The sequence below is a fragment of the Paraeggerthella hominis genome (genome assembly GCF_021044775.1).
GTDB lineage: Bacteria > Actinomycetota > Coriobacteriia > Coriobacteriales > Eggerthellaceae > Paraeggerthella > Paraeggerthella hominis.
On record NZ_JAJNOQ010000003.1, the window covers coordinates 289537 to 305874 of the forward strand.

The following is a 16338-nucleotide window of genomic DNA, read 5'->3' on the forward strand; positions in this document are numbered from 1 at the left end:
GTCGGGCGGCTCGGTCGCCCGAGAACATGCACGGGAAGGGAAGCGACTCATGGCAGGCAACGAAAGGCGTCCGGGAGACTGGCAGCGCAAGGATCTGCGACAGAACGCGAACGACCTGGTAGAAGACGATAATCCTAAGAAGTGGTACGACCAGACGTTTTGGATCATCTTCTTCTTGGTGATATTCTGGCCGGTGGGTATCGTGCTGGTGTGGCGCAGCGATTGGCATATCGTGGTGAAGCTGCTCTGCACGGTGTTCGTAGCCGTAACCGTGTACTTCGCGTGGACCATGTCGCAAGCCGTGCAGGCGATGCAGGTTGGCTAAGCGATTCGCGTGCCGCCGTCGTTGAAACGGGCTTTGCGCAAAAAAGGGGCGGGATCCTGATTCGGGTCCCGCCCCTTTTCGTTGTTCGTTCCAATGTGTCCTATACCATTCCTCTATTTTCGTATTTCGTCTCCGAGGTGCACCAGGGCCATACGTCGTGGAGGTAGCCCCAGCCGTAGCCCACCCAGTACACGCTTTCGTGCCGCGCGGCCGTAACGCCGCGCATTACCCGGGATGTCTTGATGTCGTACACGTCTACCGAAACGGTGCGCACGTGGCGAACAGCTAGCTGGTCGCTCACCTTGTTGTAGCTCGCATCGCTTACCACCACATGGGCGGGCGGCGCTTCCTTGCTCTTCCACTGCACGAGCGGTTTCGGACGCCCCTTGGGGTAGTCGCCGGTATGGGTGTTGCTGGTGCGGGTCGCGAGCATAGTGAAGCCTAGCGCGCGCAGTTCGCTGAAGATGTTGCTTGCGTCGCTCATGTTCAGCTCGTAGTCGTGAAGGGGCCTTTGGTTGTACTTGATCTTTCGGATCTGGGGCAGGTTTGCTTCCATCTGCTGCCATTGAGCCAGATTGAGATCGCCGGTGAACGAGTACATCAGGACGTCTTCGCGATCTACGCTCTTCCCGAACGAAGCGTTTCCGAAGTATGCATCGTCGTACATGCGCCCGGAAAGCGGGCCGGTGTGGTTGTCGAGCGAATACACATGCTCGTTGATCAAGCAGCGTATTTTTTTGTTCGCAAGCGGCTCGGTTGCTTGGCGCAGCGGGGACTTCTGGAACTTTTCCTTATAGGTCATAGATTCTTGGTCCCACACGCGCTCTCGTTGCCCAACAAGCTTCTTCAACACCTGATCTGCCTGTTTCTTGAGGTCTTCTTTGGCGAGCGTGGCGTTGAGTTTCTCGGCGTCAGTGCCAGTGCCCTCGACTGCCGAAAGGTATGCCATGGACGACATGTAGCCGTACAGGTACGAGGTGATCATGCAGCCCAGGTACACGTCTTTGATCTCGAAGGTTTCCGGATCCCAGTTGTAGTACGTTTCGATCCAGTTGTAGTAGTCGCTCACCACGTCTTTGGTACCGGTTCCTGTGATCATGCTGCCCAGGTTCACCGTGTCGGCGTACACGGTGGTGCTGAGCAGCCCGTTTTTGGCGTCGATGGCTTGCTTGAAGTTCGTCAGCGTCTCCTGGTTCTCGTCCGTCAATTTTTCGAAGACCTCCGCGTCCGCGCCTCCGTTCGCCAGTTCTTCCTTTGTCATGCTCCCGATGGTTGCCGTGTACAGGGTTCCGTAGCTGTTCAGATGGTCCATGAGCCACTTCACCTGGTACCAGTCCGACTCGAAGCCGCCGCGCTTGTCGATGGCGCGCAGCTGGATAGCCAGGTTGTCAACGCTGGTTTCCATGCGCGTGAGCTGGCCCTTCATCTGATTCAGTTCGTCAAGCACGTCCTTGATGTCGTATTGGGGGCCGGTTTCCAGCAGCGCGGCGATGATACCCAGGATCTGCGAGATGCCCTGGCCGATGTTGGATGGGTCGGACGAGCAGAAGTAGCTGATAGCCGAAACCAGCTTCTCCAGCACCTCGAACACCATTTTCGCGGTGCGCATGTCGTCCTCTTGGCTGTAAAGCGCCGTTCCACCTACGATGTTGGCCAGCGATTCGTCGGAGAGGTTGATGGCGCAGGGTCCCTGGGCGATGCCCAGCTTGTTGAGGACCACGCCGTCGGCCAGGTCGACCTCGTGGCCGCACATGAGCTGCGTCATCTCGTTGAGGAACTGCTCCCGAGCCTTTTCTTTTTCCTCCTTTTCAGAAAGGCCGCTTCCGGCGTACGCGTCAACATAGGCGCCATACCAGCTTTTCACCGTGGCGGCGTCGATGGCGAAATCGAAATCGAAGCCGTTCTTGCGCACCTCGGTGAACTTCACGGCTCCTGGGTTCTTTTCCAGGATTCCCTCGTCTCCCGATTCGCTGGTGTCGTAGCCGGGGGGGAGGGTGGGGGCTTGACCCGGTAGGGTGATCTGGGAGTTGTTGGTCAGGCTGGAATCGGTGATATTCACGCTGCCGTCCAGTGCGCTGAACTCAACCGTGCTGTGCACGGTCAGGGAACCGTCCTCGTTTTCCGTGACGCTTTCCGCCTTTACCGTGCCGTACGGAACGGCTGCTGCGGCATCGGCGGTGGAGACAGCGTCTTCGGTAGCATCGTCTCCATCATAGTAATAGGGGTGCGCGATGGCGACGGGGGCTTCTCCGTCAAGGGCGGCTGGATCGACGGTAAGCTGGTCGTCGGCATCGAGGGCGGCGGACAGCGCCTTGAACTGGTTGAGCGGCGTGTCGGCGGTTACCGTCACGGCAAGGGTGCCGCGCGTCGCGTCGTTCGCGTCGACGGTAAACGACGCAGCGGATAGGGCTCGATCGCTGAAGGCGAAATGCGCAGCCTGCGCGCCTGCAGAGAACCGCCCGTTCTCGAGCGAAACGGGGAAGGTGAACGTGCTGTTTTCGTAGGAACCCTCGTCAACATCGAACGTGATGAGGGCCCCTTCGACGGCCAGCGTGGCTTCGCCGCTTGCGGCGGCGTCGGCGAACGATCCCGGGCCGAAGATCATGACTCCTCGCGCGCCCGGTGCCCCAAGGTCGCCTTCGAGGGTGACGGCGAGGGCCGATCCCTCGGTGCCGTCGAGCATCGTCGCGGTTCCGGCATGTTCGACGGCGGTGACGGACAGGTTTTTGAAATCGCCGTCGAGCGAGATGGCGTCGATGGACGGCTTGTCGGCGAAGGGCAGGCTGGACACCAGGTTGATCCGGGCGCGTTTCGCATTCGCCGAGGCGGCTGCTCCGTCGACCACTTCCACGTTCGCTTGGGAGAACGCGGCTTCCTGGTCGGTGGACCCAACCGTGAGCGTGGCGGCTACGGTGGCGCCCGGCACGGTGCAGGTTGCGGAACCTTCGAGGGTGAACGAGGTCACCGCGCCCTGTTCGCTCGCTTCGTCAGCGTGGGCTTCGCGCGGCACCAGGGGCGCCAAGCCCGCTACGAGCACGACGCTCATGAGCGCCCCCATGGTCCCCTTCGCCCGGCGGCTGCGCGCCTGCTTGCGCGAGAACGTGGCGGCCGCCAGCGCGATGAAGCCCGCAGCTGCAGCGGCCGCCAGCGCGATGCCGGCGGCGCTTCCGCTATCGCCCGTGGGCGCAAGCCGCTTGAACAGGGAGGATTCGAACAAGACGTTCAGCTTCAGCTCGATCGTTTCGCCAGCTGCCAGCGTGTCGGCCTCACGAGCCGTGGCATCGCCGTCGCGAGCCAGCTTCACGCCCTGCGGCAGTTGGGCTTCCAGCCGCACCTTGTTCCAGGTGACAGGCGTGTTGTTCGCAACGGAGAACGTGACGACGGCCTGATCGCCGGGTTCGTACGCGTCCTTGTCGAACGAGCCGACGATCTTCGGGATGGGCGGGTCGTCGGCTCCTGCTTCCTCGGCGTACGCATGCGCGGGAAGCGCGCAGGCGACGGCGATCAGGAGCGCTGCGATCATCGCAAAAGCAAGCGGCATGGATGCGGAGGCTGGTGTGGGGCGCGTCATGGTGCCTCGATTCTATGGCAGGGCGGACCGTTTTACTGGTAAACGCATCAGCGATAGTATAAAACACCAGATGCGTACAGAAGGCGCCGGATCCGCAGAAGATCGTCTCCGGCGCGAGGATTTGTCTTCTTTCGGGTCGCTTGCCGGTTGCGTTTGGTCGCGATCGCGCGCGGCGTCCCGCAAACGCCTCGTGTTTGGGATGCGTGGGATTTTTGACGTTTGCCCGATTACCCTCGCATCGAATGCTTCTTGTGCGCTATCATTTCGGGCGAAAAAGGTGATCTGGTCTGTACGAGTTGCACAAGGATGCTGATATGACGAATTTTTTTCACGGCCGCACGGCTGTTCTGGCGGGGCACGGGTTCGATGAGAATGGCCCCTATCTGTTGATTAACGATGTGGACCGAGCGGAGCAGCTGCGCTTTTCGGTTCTGGGCAAGACTTTCTCGCTCAAGCGACTGCCGCGACGTCGCTGCGTAGGGCGTTTCGACTTGGAAACGCAGGTGAAAAGCACGTGCCCGCTCAACGTGGAGCTGCTGCCCGATGCGAAGGAAACCATGTGCCCCGCGTGTATCGAAGCCACGGGCTTCAACCCTTCGTTCTACTATGCCGACTTTATTTCCGCCCAGCAGCGCGCTTACAATCTGACGCCGCATTTCACGTACCTGGCCTATTTCTCGCCCCAGCACGTGAAGGCCGGCATCTCGTCTGAAACGCGCGGCATCGAGCGCTTGCTCGAGCAGGGCGCTCGTGCGGCTCGCATTGTGGGGCGGTTCGGCTGTGCGGACGATGCGCGCGAACTGGAAGCCGCGCTGTGTTCGCAGCAGGGCATTCTGGAAACCATGCGCGCTTCCGTGAAGACGAAGCTGCTCGTCGAGGCGCGGTTCGACTTTTCCGAGGCGAAGCGCGTGCTTGACGCTACGGCGGAGCGCTTGGGCCTTGAGGACGCCGAGCCGGCGCAGGATCTTTCGCCCTACTACTTCGGCGGCCCGTCGCCTGACGTGCACGACCTGCAGATTCCCGATGGGCACGAAGGCGAATGCGGCGGCCGTTGCATCGGCATGGTGGGCGGCGCGCTCGTTTTCGAGCAGAGCGGCACCAACTACGTGGTGGCGGTGAAGGATTGGGAGTCCCATGAGGTCGAGCTTCTAAAGGATGAGGTCATCTGCGAATACGCCTTCGAGCCTCAGCAGTTCTCGCTGTTCTAGGTTGTTCGCGGGCCGCTGTGCGGGCGGCGGCGCACGCGCTGGCGGGAGAGCGGTGGTCGTTTGGGCGGCTGACCCGCCTCCTGCTTGCGCCGCTGGCAGGCGAAGCGAGGCGCAGGGGTGCGCCATCGGTTCGTTTTTGGCTTCGAAGGGGTGTGCGTCCCTTTTGTGCATGTGCGGGTGTTTGCGATTGCCGCGCGGAGGTCTTGCCTCGATGCTGCCGGAGTGGACGAAGGCCCTACGTGTGATTGCGTGCTCGCGGCCTCCGCGCAGAGGCATTGCGACTCCTGCGCAGATGCCTTGCGCACGAAAAATCCCGTTTGCTGGCAGGTTTTGACGTTTAGGGGTCGTCAGGGCGAGCGTCCTGTCCGCCGCTGTGCGGCTTGCTTTGCGTTTCGCCTGCTCATAGCGCTGGTCTGCTGCATCGCGCGTTCGCGGGCGTTCGTCCTGCTGCTTTCGAAGACCTCAAACCGTCAAAACCTGCCAGCGAAGGCGGTTTTTCGTGCGCGCCCCCTTGCTTCGAGTTGCAAATGCCGTGTCGGTCCTTCTTGCTGCTGCTCGTGAATAGCGAGCAGGCTCCGCCGCCGCGCGCACGCGTCGAAGCTGGCGCTTCTGGCGACATGCCTTGTCGCCGCTTGCACGCAGCGCATCGCTGCTTTTGCCGGTAAACCGCTCTCGATGTGCCGTTCGCGTCGTAAAATGCAGGCAATCCCATATTCTTCTTGCTTTACTACTCTACTGTGATAAAGTACGACGCACGGGGCGGGTTCGCGACCGCAGCGTGGAGGCGCGCGGGGCAACGCAAGCCGCGCAGCAACGCAAGCCGCACGGCAACGCAAGCCGCGCCGCCACGCAGCGCGCCCGCGGCCACAACGCCGCAGCGCGCCATAACGAACAGGTGCAATGCCAAGACGAGCAGGGAAGAGGAGCCGATGAATTTCGCAACGCCGGCAGGTTTCAGAGACGTGCTGTCAGAAGAAGCGCAGCAGCGCGAGCTCATCGCACGCGCCGTGCAGGATCGGTTCGCTTCGTGCGGATACGCGCCCATCGAAACGCCCACGCTCGAAGCGATGGACGTCATGCGGGCGAGCGGCCGTCTGCCCGGATCCCCCTTCAAGTTCTTCGACTCGCAAGGCGACCTGCTGGCCATGCGTCCCGACGTAACGTTGCAAGTGGCGCGCATGGTGGCCACGCGGCTGCCGGGCCAGCCCGGGCCGTTCCGGTTCCGCTACATGCAACGCGTGTTCCGCGAGGCCGAAGTGGAGCTGCAAGCCGCCGCGCGCGAACTTACGCAGATGGGCGTCGAGTGCATCGGCGTGTCGGGCCCCGAGGCCGATGCCGAGGTGGTGGGGCTTCTCGCCGAGGCGCTTTCCCTGGCGGGCGTACGCGATTGCACCATGGCGCTTGCCACGGTGGGCGTCCTGCGCGCGCTTCTGGAGGCAAGTGGCGCGCCCGCTTGGTGGAAGGAGCAGGTGCTCGATGCGTACCACGCCTCGAACTTCGTGGAGCTCGATCGCTTGACAAGCCCCGAGGGGGCGGTCCCGCCGGTCGATCCCGTCTCGAATCCCGATCGCTTCACGGGTCGCGTCGCGGTCCCTCCGGTGTTCGCCGCCGCCATCCGCGCGCTGCCGCGCGTCCGCGGCGGCCGCGAGGCGATCGACGAGGTACGTGCGCTCGTGGCGCCGTTGGGTTGCGAAGACGGCCTGGACGACTTCGCTCGCACGTACGACCTGCTTGCGCAAGCGGGGCTCGGCGCGCGCATCCTGGTCGATTTCTCGGTCATGAGCTCGTTCGATTATTACACGGGCATCGTGTTCGAGGCGTACGCGCCGGGCGTGGGCGCGCCTTTGGGCAGCGGCGGTCGCTACGACAACATGATCGCCGCGTACGGCCAAAGCCGTCCCGCCGCCGGCTTCGCGTTCTTCCTGGAGCAGGCGATGGCCGCTGCCGCCCGCGAACGGGCGGCGGTGCCCGAGGACGAGCGTCCCCTGCGCGTCGCGGTTCCCAAGGGCTCCCTGAACCCGGGCACCATCAAGGCGCTGGCCGATGCGGGCCTGGATGTGTCGGGCCTTGCCGATTCGGGGCGCCAGCTCATCATCAGCAACCCCGGCGTGGATTACGTCATCGTGCGGCCCACTGACGCGCCCGTGTTCGTGGCGCTGGGCGCTGCCGACTGCGGCGTCTGCGGAAAGGACTCGCTTCTGGAGGCGTCCCCCGACGTCGTGGAGCTGGTGGACCTGCGGTTCGGAGCGTGCCGCTTCGTGGTGGCCGAACCTGCCGGCGCGGCCGAGGCCACGGCGGCGCACCATCGCGAGCTGGGATCCATCCGCGTGGCTACGAAGTACCCGCGCATCACGCAGGCCCACTACGCGAAAACGGGCACGCAGGTGGAGATCGTGAAGCTGCACGGCAACATCGAGCTCGCCCCCTTGACGGGCATGGCCGAGCGCATCGTGGACATCACGGCCACCGGCACCACGCTCAAGGAGAACGACCTCGTGGTGGTCGAAGAGGTGCTGTCGTCGACCGCTCGGTTCTTCGCGAACGCCTGCGCGTTTCGCACGGACGCTCGTATCGTACAATTGGCCCAGGCATTGCAGCAGGGCGCGGATGCGCCCGCGTCGCAGCAGAATGCAGAACAGGAGTAAGCCCATGCGTCGTGTTACCCTTGTACCCGGCGAAGTATTCTCGAACGCCCACCTCAAGCGCACCGGCGCTTTCAACGCCGAGGCCCTTGCGGCAGCCACCGACATCATCGCGGATGTGCGCGAGCGCGGCGACGCGGCCTTGCGCGACTACACCGAGCGCTTCGACGGCGTGCGCGTGGATGATTTCCGCGTGCCCTATGCCGACATTGCCGAAGCGGTGACCCGCGTCGACGACCGCACGGTCAAGGCGCTGCGCCAGGCAGCCGACCAGATCCGCGACTTCCACGAGCGCCAGCGCCAGCAAAGCTGGTTCACCGTGCGCGAGGACGGCGCGCTCGTGGGCAGCAAGGTGGAGCCTTTGGAGTCGGTGGGCATCTACGTGCCGGGCGGCCGCGCGCTCTATCCGTCCACCGTGCTCATGAACGCCCTGCCCGCCGCCGTGGCCGGCGTGCCGCGCATCGTGTGCGTTACGCCTCCCGCTCCCGGCGGGGGCGTGGACGCGGCCATTCTGGAGGCCTGCCGCATTTCGGGCGTGACCGAGATCTACACGGTGGGTGGCGCGCAGGCCGTAGGGGCGCTGGCGTACGGAACCGAATCCATCGAGCCGGTGGCGAAGATCACGGGTCCCGGCAACGCCTACGTGGCGGCTGCGAAGAAGATCGTCTCGGGCGATGTCGGCATCGATATGATCGCGGGCCCGTCAGAAGTGTGCGTGGTGGCCGACGCCACGGCCGATCCGGCGCTCGTGGCCATCGACCTCATGGCCCAGGCCGAGCACGACCCCTTGGCGGCGTGCTACCTGGTCACGTTCGACGAAGCGTACGCCGACGAGGTGGAGCGCATGGTCGAGCGGCACCTGGAGTCCTCCACGCGCGCCGAGATCACGGCCGCGTCCCTTGCCGACCAGGGGCTCGTGGTGGTGTGCGACAGCATGGACCAAGCGCTCGAAGCCGTGAACGTCATCGCGCCCGAGCACCTGGAGCTGCACGTCGACCACGCCTTCGATCTTTTGGGCGCCATTCGCAACGCGGGCGCCATCTTCCTGGGCGCTTGGACGCCCGAGGCTGTGGGCGACTACGTGGCCGGCCCGAACCACACGCTTCCCACGGGCGGCACGGCGCGCTACGCGAGCCCGCTCTCGGTCGACGAGTTCGTGAAGAAGTCGAGCGTCATCCAGTACTCGTCGGCTGCGCTCGCTCGCGATGCGGAAGCCGTCATGACCATCGCGAGCCATGAAGGCCTGTGGGCGCATGCGAAGAGCGTCGAGATGCGCAAGAACCTGCTGGAATGCGGGAACGTGTTCGGGGCCGGGGACGGCGGTGCCGATGCGTAGCGTACGCCTTCCTGCCCCGCAGCTGGCGAGTCTTTCGCCGTACGATCCGAAGTACCTGCCGGCCGAGGCGTTTTTGTCGGCGAACGAGAATCCGCACGACGTGAACCAGGACATACGGCACGAGATCATGCGCGAAGTGAAGCGCCTGCCGCTCAATCGCTACCCGGATCCGCTGGCCAACGACCTGCGTGACATGATCGCCGAGGCGAACGGTCTGGATCGCGATCAGGTGCTCGTGGGCAACGGAGGCGACGAGCTGCTGTTCAACATGGCTCTGGCGTGGGGCGGCCCCGGGCGCACGTTTTTGAACCTGCCGCCCACGTTCTCGGTCTACGACAACAACGCGCGCCTGACGGGCACGACGGTGGTCGACGTGCCGCGCCGGGCCGACTACTCCATCGACGAAGAGGCCGTGCTGGCGCGGGTGGCACAAGGCGACATCGATTACTTGGTGGTGACCAGCCCGAACAACCCCACGGGACAGCTGGCCGGCGAGACGTTCATGCTGGAGCTGCTCGACGCGACGGACGCGCTCGTCATGGTGGACGAGGCGTACTTCGAGTTCTCGCGGCAAACCATGCGCCCGTATCTCGATCGCCACAAGAACCTGGTGATCCTGCGCACGTTCTCGAAGGCGTTTTCCCTGGCGGGCGTGCGCATGGGCTATCTTCTGGGCGACGCGGACGTGGTTCGGGAGTTCGCCAAGGTGCGCCAGCCGTATTCGGTCGACGCGGTTTCGCAGGCGGTGGCTCGGGTGGTGTACGCGAACCGCGCGAAGTTCGAGCCCGGCATCCGGCGCATCATCGAGGAGCGGGCTCGCGTGATCGAGGGCTTGCGCAAGATTCCCGGCGTCAAGCCGTTTCCGTCGGATGCGAACTACGTGCTGTTTCGCATGGAGTCGGCGGCGCAGACCTGGCAGGCGCTGTACGATCGCGGCATCTTGGTGCGCGATCTGTCCCGGGCTGCGCATTTGGAGGATTGCCTGCGCGTGAGCATTGGAACGCCGCAGGAGAACGATCGGTTTTTGCGCGCGCTGCGCGACATCGTCATGGAGAAGAGGTAGCTATGGCCGAGCGGGGCATGCGACGTGCGCGGGTCGAGCGCGCGACGAACGAAACGGACATCAAGCTGTCCGTCGACCTGGACGGAACGGGGCGCGCCGACGTGGAGACCGGCATCGGGTTTTTCGACCACATGCTGTGCGCGTTTGGGCGGCATGGGCTGTTCGATCTGGAGGTACGCGTCAAGGGCGACCTGGAAGTGGACGGGCACCATACGGTGGAGGATGCCGGCATCGTGCTGGGGCAGGCGTTCGCCCGCGCGCTTGGCGACAAGCGCGGCATCCGTCGCTTCGGGTCGCTCATGCTTCCCATGGACGAGGCGCTGGTGTTGGCGGCGTGCGACCTTTCGGGGCGCGGGCAGCTGCACTGGGACGTGGACGTTCCTCCCGTTATGCTGGGAACGTTCGACGCAACGCTGGCCAAGGAGTTCTTCATCGCGTTCGCCGCGAACGCCGGCGTGACCTTGCACGTGCGCAAGCTGGCGGGAGAAAACGTCCACCACGTGCTGGAGGCGGCGTTCAAGGCCGTCGCGCGGGCGCTGCGCGAAGCCGTCGAAGCCGACCTGCGCGCTGCGGGCGCGCTGCCCACCACGAAGGGCGCCCTGTAGAGCGTCCCGACCGGCGAGCGGGCACCATACGCCCGCTTTCCGGCCGACCCGTATTGGCAAGCAGAGATTGGAATGCTTGAAACATGATAGCCGTTGTCGATTACCATAAAGGGAACCTGAAGAGCGTGGCGCGCGGCCTGGCTGCGGCCGGCGGCGATGCGGTCGTCACCGACGATGCGAGCGTGATAGCCCGCGCCGACGCCGTGGTGCTTCCGGGGGTGGGCGCGTTCGCCGATGCATCGGCCTCCATGCGCGCGCTGGGGCAGGCCGACGTCGTGCGGGCCCGCATCGCCGCGGGCGTTCCCTTTCTGGGCATTTGCCTGGGACAGCACCTCATGTTCGAAGAGGGCGTCGAAGGCGCGCCCGAGGCCGATGACGAAGCGTCGTCGAACAATGCGCCCGGCCTTGCCGTTCTTCCCGGCGTGGTGGCCAAGATGCCCTCCGTCGACGCGGCGGGCCGGCTTCACAAGGTGCCCCATGTGGGCTGGAACACGGTGGAGGTGACGGATCCGGCCTGCCCTTTGCTCAAAGGCGTCTCATCGGGCACTTATTTCTACTTCACGCACAGCTACGTTGCGCCTTCTGGACCCTTCGTTGCAGCTGAGACCACGCACAGCGTGCCGTTTCCCAGCGTGGTGCAGTACGGGCAGGCGGCGTTCGGCGTGCAGTTCCATCCCGAGAAAAGCTCGGACGCGGGCGCAGCACTGCTGCGCAATTTCGTCGACATCGTGAAAGGGGCGTAGCATGCATTTGCTTCCCGCTATCGACATCCTGGGCGGCAAGGCCGTCCGCCTGGCAAAGGGCGACTACAGCCAGGTGACCGTGTACAACGACGACCCCGCCGCGCAGGCGCAGCTGTTCGAGGAAGAGGGCGCGTCCTGGCTGCATGTGGTGGACCTTGACGGCGCGAAGTCGGGAGCGCCCGAGAATATTGCCATCATCGAGCGGATTCTCAAAAAGACCCTGCTCAAAGTGGAAGTGGGCGGCGGCGTTCGGTCGCTCGACACCATTGCGCGCTTGGCGGACGCGGGCGTGTCGCGCATCGTGCTGGGCACATCGCTCGTGGCCGATCCGTCGTTTGCGGAGGCCGCGATCGACGCGTACGGCAAGCTTTTGGCTGCTGGCGTAGACGCGAAGGGCGGGGAAGTGGCCGTTTCCGGTTGGCGCGAAGGCTCGGGCGTTGCCGCCGAGGAGCTGGCCCGCCACGTTTCCCAGCTGGGATTTCGTCATCTCATCTACACCGACATCGCGCGCGACGGCATGCAGACCGGCATCGAGGCGCAGGCGTACGTGCGCATGGCGCAGGCGTTCGGGCACCCCGTGGTCGCGTCGGGCGGCGTTGCGGGCGTAGCCGACATCGAGCGCTTGGCTCCCGTTGCTGCGAGCATCGAGGGCGTGATCGCGGGCCGCGCCATCTACGAAGGCGCGCTTTCGGTTGCCGAAGGGGTGCGCGCCTGCGAGGCTGCAACGCGCGCTGCCGAAGCGGCGGCCGTGCAGGCGAACCCGTGCGGCGTCGCCCTGCCGACGAAGCCGGCCATCGGCCCGGATGAGCCGCATCCGGCGCCCGTCATGCCCTGTTGATCCATGGCCACCGCCGCAGGTGCGGCGTACGATGCAGTCAAAAAGGGGATCGACAAGCTGTTCAAGGGCAAGCAAAGGTAGGACGGACGAAGAAGGATCGCCGGGCGCTTCTTGCCGACGGCGCGAACGACGGGTAGGAAAGGACAGGCATGCTAGCAAAACGGGTCATTCCCTGCATGGACGTCAAGAACGGGCGCGTGGTGAAGGGCGTCAACTTTGTGAACCTGCGCGACGCGGGCGACCCCATCGAGCTTGCCCAGCGCTACGATCAGCAGAAGGCCGACGAAGTCATCTTCTTGGACATCACCGCCACCAGCGACGACCGGGCCACTACGGTGGAACTGGCCAGCCGCGCGAGCGAGGAGCTGCACCTGCCGTACTGCGTGGGAGGCGGGTTTCGCAGTGTGGCCGACATGCGCACCATGATCGCGGCCGGTGCCGACAAGGTGTCGGTGAACTCGGCCGCCGTGGCTGATCCCGACCTGATATCCCAGGCTGCAGCGGCGTTCGGGTCGCAAGCTATCCTGTGCGCCATCGACGCGAAGAGCGTGGCGGGCAATCCGAACAAGTGGGAGGTGTACGTGGCTGGCGGCCGTAAGGCAACCGGCATCGACGCGGTGGAGTGGGCGCAGGAGGCGGTTCGGCGCGGAGCAGGGGAGATCCTGCTCACCAGCATGGATCGCGACGGCAGTCGCGACGGGTTCGACTGCGCCCTCACGCGCGCCGTGGCGCGGGCGGTGAACGTGCCCGTCATCGCAAGCGGCGGCGTGGGCAAGCTGGAGCATTTCGCCCAGGGGATCATCGAGGGAGAGGCCGACGCCGTGCTGGCCGCGAGCGTGTTCCATTTCGGCGAGCTGACGGTGCGCCAGGTGAAAGAGCACATGCGCGCGCAGGGAATCCCGGTAAGGTTGTGATCATGGACGTTTCCGCTCTTTCGTACAACGAGGCCGGCCTTGTGCCGTGCATCGTCCAAGACGCCGACACGCTTGAAGTGCTCATGATGGCGTGGATGAGCGAAGAATCCCTGCGCCTGACGCTCGAGCGCGGCGAAACCGTGTTCTGGAGCCGCAGCCGCCAAGAGCTGTGGCACAAGGGCGCCACCTCGGGAAACGTCCAGAAGCTGGTCGAACTGCGCTACGATTGCGACGCCGACACGCTGCTCGCTCTGGTGAACCCGGCCGGCCCCGCTTGCCACACCGGCGCGCGCAGCTGCTTTTACCGGGTTGTGGAATAGGGCTGCGGCGACGGCCTTTCGTCTGCGCCCTTCGCCCGGCCGCGCGCTGATCCGTAGCCGTACCTCCATCGCAAATACACGCATCGACCTCGTTTTTGCTTGAACGATATGATGACATGCGCTACCATAAAGCCAGTTCTTTTGCCTTTCAAGGAAGAAAACCCATCACATTGCATCTCATTCACGGGACTCATGCGCGCCTTCGCGCGCGTTTCACACTGATACGTCACAACATAAGGAGGACTGGGTGAAGTTTTTTCTGGACACCGCTGACCTGACCGAAATCGAGGAAGCGGCTAGTTGGGGAGCGCTCGCAGGCGTGACCACGAACCCCACGCTGTACGCGCGCACGGGCGGCAAGCTGTCCGATTTCCACAACCACATCAAGCGCATCTGCGACATCGTGGACGGACCGGTTTCCGCCGAGAGCGTAGCCATGACGCGCGACGAGATCGTGCGCGACGGCCGCGAGCTGGCCGCCATCGCCCCGAACGTGGTCGTGAAGGTTCCCACCATGGTCGAGGGCCTGGCCGCCACGCGCACGTTGGCCGACGAGGGCATTCCCGTCAACATGACGCTGTGCTTCAGCGTGCCCCAGGCCATCCTGGCCGCGCGCGCCGGCGCTCGCTACATCAGCCCGTTCGTAGGTCGCTTCGACGACATCTCCGACGACGGCCTGGACCAGCTGAGCAAGGTTGTTGCGGCTATCGGCAACTACGATTACTCCGACAACACGGTCAACCACGAGCAGGTGGAGATCATCGCCGCTTCCATCCGCAGCGCGAACCACGTGACGCAGGCGGCCCTCATGGGCGCCGACATCGCCACCGTTCCGTTCGGCGTGCTCAAGAAGATGGTTCAGCACCCGCTGACCGATCGCGGCCTGGATTCCTTCATGAAGGACTGGGAGAAAGTGCAGAACGCATGAGCGAAAACGAAGCATCGACTGCGGAGGGCGCACCCGAGGCGCCCTCCGCTCCCACTCCGCGTCGCCGCCGTTCCACAAGCGTGAGGACGAAGTCCGCGGCCAGCAAGGCGGAGAAGTCGGCGGAGCCCGCGAAGGCGGATGCGGGCGAAAAGCCCGGCAAGGAAGCTCCGGCGGCCCAAAGCGACAAGGCCGATTCGTCCGCGTCCGAGCGTCCCGCTCAGGCAAGCAAGACGCCTCGCAAGTCGACGAGGGCGAACGGCAAGGACGCGGCTTCGCAGCCTTCCGGCTCGACGAACAGGCGCCCGAACCAAGGGCAAAGCCAAAGCAACAAGGGCGGCTCCAACCAGAACAACCGCCAGCGGCAGAACAACAACAATCGCCAGAAGCAAGGCGGGCAGCAGAACGGCGGCAACCAGAACTTCCGCCGCCAGCGCCGTCCTCACAGCAATCAGGGCGGTCGTGAAATGCAGCCCAGCGTGTCGCGCGACGATCTGAACAAGCTCAAGGTTGCCGAGCTGCGCGAAAAGGCAGCGGAGCTGCAGATCGACGTGACGGGCCTCAAGAAGGCCGAGCTGGTCGAAGCCGTGTTCGAGGCAAGCGTCAAGGCCGAGGGCTTCATCGAGGTGTCCGGCATCCTGGACATCCTGGCCGACGGCTACGGCTTCCTGCGCACCCAGGGCTACCTTCCTAGCGAGTCGGACTGCTACGTGGGATTGTCCACCATTCGCCGCAACGGCCTGCGCAAAGGCGATCTGGTAAGCGGCCAGACGCGCCCCGCGCGCGAGAACGAGAAGTACGCGGCCATCCAGAAGGTCACGTCCGTCAACGGCACGCCCATCGAAGAGCTGGGCAGCCGCGTGCGCTTCGGCGACCTCACGCCGGTTTATCCGGACGAGTGCCTCAGCATGGAGCACGGCAAGAACACCGTCACGGCGCGCGTCATCGACCTGGTCAGCCCCATCGGCAAGGGTCAGCGCGGCCTGATCGTCAGCCCCCCGAAGGCGGGCAAGACCACCATCCTCAAAGACATCGCGGCGGCCATCAGCGCGAACAACCCCGAAGTGCACCTCATGTGCCTGCTGGTGGACGAACGCCCCGAAGAAGTCACCGACATGGAGCGCTCCATCAAGGGCGAGGTCATCTCCTCGACCTTCGACATGCCCACCGAAAACCACATCGCCGTGTCCGAGCTGGTCATCGAGCGCGCGAAGCGCCTGGTGGAATGCGGCAAGGACGTCGTCGTGCTGCTGGACTCGCTCACGCGTCTGGCGCGCGCCTACAACCTGGCGCAGCCGGCGTCGGGCCGCATCCTGTCCGGCGGCGTGGACTCGACGGCGCTCTATCCGCCCAAGCGCTTCCTGGGCGCCGCGCGCAACATCGAGCACGGCGGAAGCCTGACCATCCTGGCGTCGGCCTTGGTGGACACGGGCTCGAAGATGGACGAGGTCATCTTCGAGGAATTCAAGGGCACGGGCAACATGGAGCTCAAGCTTGACCGCAATCTGGCCGATCGCCGCATCTTCCCGGCCATCGATCCGGTGGCGTCGGGCACGCGCAAGGAAGACCTGCTGCTCGATCCGCAGGAGGCGCCGCTCATCTGGGCCGTTCGCCGCATCCTGGCCAACACGAACAGCACCGAGCGCGCCATGGACATGCTCATCAAGTCGCTCAAGCAGACCGAAACCAACCAGGAGTTCTTGGTTCGCACCGCCAAGAAGGCGCAGCATACCAAGGCCGACGGCACGGTGGAGTTCTAAGCGAGTTGTCATGCGTTCGCTACCGAAGCGAAGCTTCGCCGTTCTATAATGAGCGCATGATGAGGAACCGCGTCCCTTGGGCGCGGTT

Annotated in this window: 13 protein-coding genes; 12 read left to right on the top strand and 1 reads right to left on the bottom strand. The window is 64.6% G+C overall.

All coding sequences use genetic code 11. The features are described 5' to 3' along the window. The first annotated feature begins 49 nt into the window (after positions 1 to 49). Positions 50 to 325, top strand: coding sequence for a holotricin-3 (locus LQE90_RS05095; protein WP_114568028.1), 276 nt, complete (start codon positions 50 to 52; stop codon positions 323 to 325). A 100-nt stretch (positions 326 to 425) separates the two neighbouring features. Here LQE90_RS05095 and LQE90_RS05100 read toward each other — a convergent pair whose 3' ends face one another. After that, positions 426 to 3896, bottom strand: coding sequence for a DUF11 domain-containing protein (locus LQE90_RS05100; RefSeq protein WP_216529777.1), 3471 nt, complete (start codon positions 3894 to 3896; stop codon positions 426 to 428). A 314-nt stretch (positions 3897 to 4210) separates the two neighbouring features. Here LQE90_RS05100 and LQE90_RS05105 point away from each other — a divergent pair, with 314 nt between their 5' ends. The 11 genes from LQE90_RS05105 to rho all read left to right on the top strand — a co-directional run bounded on the left by LQE90_RS05105 (position 4211) and on the right by rho (position 16250). Beyond that, positions 4211 to 5104, top strand: a complete 894-nt coding sequence (locus tag LQE90_RS05105) for a DUF2797 domain-containing protein (RefSeq protein ID WP_216529778.1) — start codon at positions 4211 to 4213, stop codon at positions 5102 to 5104. 929 nt (positions 5105 to 6033) lie between these two features. Continuing rightward, positions 6034 to 7749 carry an ATP phosphoribosyltransferase regulatory subunit gene (gene hisZ, locus LQE90_RS05110; protein WP_216529779.1) on the top strand — a complete coding sequence of 572 codons (1716 nt, stop codon included), beginning with the start codon at positions 6034 to 6036 and terminating at the stop codon, positions 7747 to 7749. Positions 7750 to 7753: 4 nt separating this feature from the next. Then, complete coding sequence (gene hisD, locus LQE90_RS05115; protein ID WP_216529780.1) at positions 7754 to 9082, top strand: histidinol dehydrogenase; 1329 nt, start codon at positions 7754 to 7756, stop codon at positions 9080 to 9082. Beyond that, the gene (hisC, locus tag LQE90_RS05120) at positions 9075 to 10145 is read left to right on the top strand and encodes a histidinol-phosphate transaminase (RefSeq protein WP_216529781.1); all 1071 of its coding nucleotides are present in this window, start codon (positions 9075 to 9077) and stop codon (positions 10143 to 10145) included. The genes hisD and hisC overlap by 8 nt, the downstream gene beginning before the upstream one ends. 2 nt (positions 10146 to 10147) lie before the next feature. Continuing rightward, positions 10148 to 10750 (top strand): imidazoleglycerol-phosphate dehydratase HisB, encoded by a 603-nt coding sequence (hisB, locus tag LQE90_RS05125; protein ID WP_301282396.1) that lies wholly within the window; start codon positions 10148 to 10150, stop codon positions 10748 to 10750. An 83-nt stretch (positions 10751 to 10833) separates the two neighbouring features. Beyond that, positions 10834 to 11493, top strand: coding sequence for an imidazole glycerol phosphate synthase subunit HisH (gene hisH, locus LQE90_RS05130; protein ID WP_216529782.1), 660 nt, complete (start codon positions 10834 to 10836; stop codon positions 11491 to 11493). A gap of 1 nt (position 11494) precedes the next feature. Next, the gene (gene hisA / locus LQE90_RS05135) at positions 11495 to 12331 is read left to right on the top strand and encodes a 1-(5-phosphoribosyl)-5-[(5-phosphoribosylamino)methylideneamino]imidazole-4-carboxamide isomerase (RefSeq protein WP_216529783.1); all 837 of its coding nucleotides are present in this window, start codon (positions 11495 to 11497) and stop codon (positions 12329 to 12331) included. Between the two features lie 149 nt (positions 12332 to 12480). Continuing rightward, positions 12481 to 13245 (top strand): imidazole glycerol phosphate synthase subunit HisF, encoded by a 765-nt coding sequence (hisF, locus tag LQE90_RS05140; RefSeq protein ID WP_114567866.1) that lies wholly within the window; start codon positions 12481 to 12483, stop codon positions 13243 to 13245. A gap of 2 nt (positions 13246 to 13247) precedes the next feature. After that, positions 13248 to 13565 carry a phosphoribosyl-AMP cyclohydrolase gene (hisI, locus tag LQE90_RS05145; protein ID WP_114567891.1) on the top strand — a complete coding sequence of 106 codons (318 nt, stop codon included), beginning with the start codon at positions 13248 to 13250 and terminating at the stop codon, positions 13563 to 13565. 247 nt (positions 13566 to 13812) lie between these two features. Continuing rightward, positions 13813 to 14493, top strand: a complete 681-nt coding sequence (fsa, locus tag LQE90_RS05150) for a fructose-6-phosphate aldolase (RefSeq protein WP_114567867.1) — start codon at positions 13813 to 13815, stop codon at positions 14491 to 14493. Next, positions 14490 to 16250 (top strand): transcription termination factor Rho, encoded by a 1761-nt coding sequence (gene rho / locus LQE90_RS05155; RefSeq protein WP_216529784.1) that lies wholly within the window; start codon positions 14490 to 14492, stop codon positions 16248 to 16250. The genes fsa and rho overlap by 4 nt, the downstream gene beginning before the upstream one ends. Positions 16251 to 16338: the final 88 nt, after the last annotated feature.

Coding starts and splice junctions, on each gene's coding strand:
- hisI (WP_114567891.1), top strand. CDS start 13,248: ATGGACGTTTCCGCTCTTTCGTACAACGAGGCCGGCCTTGTGCCGTGC.
- hisH (WP_216529782.1), top strand. CDS start 10,834: ATGATAGCCGTTGTCGATTACCATAAAGGGAACCTGAAGAGCGTGGCG.
- hisD (WP_216529780.1), top strand. CDS start 7,754: ATGCGTCGTGTTACCCTTGTACCCGGCGAAGTATTCTCGAACGCCCAC.
- hisB (WP_301282396.1), top strand. CDS start 10,148: ATGGCCGAGCGGGGCATGCGACGTGCGCGGGTCGAGCGCGCGACGAAC.
- hisC (WP_216529781.1), top strand. CDS start 9,075: ATGCGTAGCGTACGCCTTCCTGCCCCGCAGCTGGCGAGTCTTTCGCCG.
- LQE90_RS05100 (WP_216529777.1), bottom strand. CDS start 3,896: ATGACGCGCCCCACACCAGCCTCCGCATCCATGCCGCTTGCTTTTGCG.
- hisA (WP_216529783.1), top strand. CDS start 11,495: ATGCATTTGCTTCCCGCTATCGACATCCTGGGCGGCAAGGCCGTCCGC.
- hisZ (WP_216529779.1), top strand. CDS start 6,034: ATGAATTTCGCAACGCCGGCAGGTTTCAGAGACGTGCTGTCAGAAGAA.
- LQE90_RS05095 (WP_114568028.1), top strand. CDS start 50: ATGGCAGGCAACGAAAGGCGTCCGGGAGACTGGCAGCGCAAGGATCTG.
- LQE90_RS05105 (WP_216529778.1), top strand. CDS start 4,211: ATGACGAATTTTTTTCACGGCCGCACGGCTGTTCTGGCGGGGCACGGG.
- rho (WP_216529784.1), top strand. CDS start 14,490: ATGAGCGAAAACGAAGCATCGACTGCGGAGGGCGCACCCGAGGCGCCC.
- hisF (WP_114567866.1), top strand. CDS start 12,481: ATGCTAGCAAAACGGGTCATTCCCTGCATGGACGTCAAGAACGGGCGC.